Here is a 2445-nt window from a genome sequence, read left to right as displayed (position 1 = left end):
GGGTGAGGCGGGCGGTTCCCAGGATCGGGGTGACCGCGACCCCGGTGCCTATCGCGGCCATGAGCACGACCGCCACCGGCAGGACGCCGGCTCAGGCGGGGTCTGGTGCCGATCGGGGGCTCTGCTGTCAGGTGGTCCGAGCCGGGACACCGAACCGGTCCGGCCGGTGCGCCGGGCTCGTCCGTTGACGCGAGACGTGTGTGAGGTCGGCATGACTCCCCCTCTCGGGGGCGAGCCGGTGTGACGGATCAACCCCTCAGAACGGGGAGCTCGCCGATTGCCGGATACTTTGATTCTACCCGAATAATTACGAATTTGCGGGACCAATAAGAAAACTACAAGGGCGGGTTGTTCGCATCCCTGGGAGCCTCGGCGCGGAGCCTGAGAAACTCCGTTCCCCTCTACCGAGTTCCGGGCGAGGGGACGGTCATCAGCGCGAGTGATGGCGTGTGCTCGGATTGGCAGTGTCCCCCGCCGGCCGATCAGGCTTGGCTGAGAGTGGCCGGTGACCGCCTGGGAAGGCTGAGCCGGTTCTCCAGGGCCGTCCGCTCCTCCCCGGGTCGGACGGCCCTGGATCCACGGCCCGCGCGCCCGCGACCTCATTTCCGATGCCCGTCAATGATTCCCGTGAATATTGAAGCGATTTCGTTCAAGGTTTTCGACATCTGCCCTCGATCAAAGACCGCACCGGCGGACAGGTGTTCAGCGAACTGATTCCATCCTCGTCCGGCCGGCCCGGCCTCGTGGCGGTCACGTTCGGCTGCTCAGCGCCCGCAACGCGTCCGCCGACGCCGGATGCAAGGGGAGGACGTCGTCGATGCCGGTGAGGCGAAGGACGCAGTCGACCCGTCCCGTGGCTCCGGCCAGAGTCAGCGGCAGCCGCTGTTTCTGGGCGTGTTTGAACGCTTTGACCAGGGCCGTGATGCCGCTGGCGTCGCAGAACCTGACGCGCGTGAGGTCGACGACCACGCCGCTGCTCGGTGCGGCCCCGGTGCGGACGGTGGAGGCGCCGGTGATCACGGCGCTGAGCTGGACGGTCAGCCAGCCGCTGTTGGAGATGTCGATCTCCCCGGCGAGTGCCAGCAACATCGCCGTCGCCCCGGCGCCGCAGTCGACGTCCGTCCGCCGAAGCCCGATGTGCGCCCGGGTTCGAGCGTGGTCGTCCGGTGCGCTGCCTTGCCACGTCCACGTCACCGGCCGGACGAAGGGTCGGGGCGATGATCCGAACGCAGTCACGGCAACCACTTCCCTGGAGCGTGCGCACCTGCGCCGCCAGGGTCTGGAGCGGCCTTCAGACGACTCTGTCGTCGCACGCAGCATAAGCCGCGCACGGCCTGCGGTCTAATCCCGCGACCGGTTCAATGCGGTGTGAGCGGGCGTTGCCGCCGCCTCGGCGATGTCCACCGGTTCACGGCGCCTGGCCGGGCGCGGCGGGAAGGCCGCTCGGCTGCAGGTCGCCCCGCGTGATCGCGACGGCGACATCGGTGAGCTTGCGATTGTGTTCGCGGGCGTACCGGCGCATCACGGTGAACGCCTGGTCGACCGATACCTGGGCGCGTTCGGCGATCATCCCCTTGGCCTGTTCGATCAATATCCGGGTGTTCAACGCCGTCTGCAGTTGCTGGGACAGCAGCGCCTGCTCACGTGCCGCGCGTTCGCCGATCAACCCGATCGTGGCGATGTCGGCGAACCCCTGCCCCAGGGCGGCGCTTTCGGGCTCCAAGGCACCGGGCGTGTTCTGGAAGAGGTTCAGGGCACCGATGACCTGGTCGCGCAACCGCATCGGCAGGGAGTGGACGGAAGCGAAACCCCGGCGCAGCGCGACCTCGGCGAACGCCGGCCACCGGTCACGGTCAGCCGCCAGATCGGCGGAGGCGACCGGCCGGCCGGTGGAATGACACTCCAGGCAGGGGCCTTCGTCGTGCTCGAGCTGGAACACCTCCAGCAGCCGGGCCTGCTCGGAGGAGGCGGCGACCAATCGCAGCCCGCCGGACTGATCGGTCAGAACCAGGCCCGCCTGATCGACCTCCAGCAATTGCACGCATCTCTCGGTGAGGAGATGCAGGAACTCGATCACGTCGAAATCGGCCACCAGCGTGTCCGCCAACTCCACGAACACCCGTGTCAACAACTGCTCACGCGCCATTGTGCTCCCTTCCTTCTGATCGGCCCCTCACATCGGCCCGCAGCGACCGTCTCACTCATCGGACTCGCTGTCTCCGCCACCCTCGGACTCGTCTCCGCCACCCTCGGACTCGTCTCTGCCCTCGGACTCGTCTCCGCCCTCGGGCGCGAAGCGCAGGACGCGGTCCAGCACCTGCTGAGCGACCTCTGGCAGGCTCGTGCCGCTGGCGAACGCGTGCGCCCGCAACCGAACCAGCGCCTCGTCCAGCCCCGCGCCCAACTGGACCGCGACCATGCCGGTGGCCTGGTACACCTCCGCCC

Annotated in this window: 3 protein-coding genes; all 3 read right to left on the bottom strand. The window is 68.3% G+C overall.

Features of this window, described 5'->3' with window-relative positions:
- Positions 1-750: 750 nt before the first annotated feature.
- A complete protein-coding gene (locus E1264_RS44300) occupies positions 751-1194 on the bottom strand; it encodes an STAS domain-containing protein (RefSeq protein ID WP_207936984.1) in 444 nt (147 codons plus the stop codon).
- Between the two features lie 214 nt (positions 1195-1408).
- Positions 1409-2146: a GAF and ANTAR domain-containing protein gene (locus E1264_RS41960; protein ID WP_132183056.1), complete on the bottom strand. Its 738-nt coding sequence runs from the start codon at positions 2144-2146 to the stop codon at positions 1409-1411.
- Between the two features lie 51 nt (positions 2147-2197).
- Positions 2198-2445, bottom strand: a 248-nt coding sequence (locus E1264_RS41955) for an ANTAR domain-containing protein (RefSeq protein WP_132183054.1), incomplete at its 5' end; no start/stop codon positions are given.

Origin of the sequence: Actinomadura sp. KC216 (genome assembly GCF_004348535.1) — a bacterium.
GTDB lineage: Bacteria > Actinomycetota > Actinomycetes > Streptosporangiales > Streptosporangiaceae > Spirillospora.
Note: the sequence above shows the minus strand (reverse complement) of the source record. Positions and strands in the feature narration are given on the sequence as shown.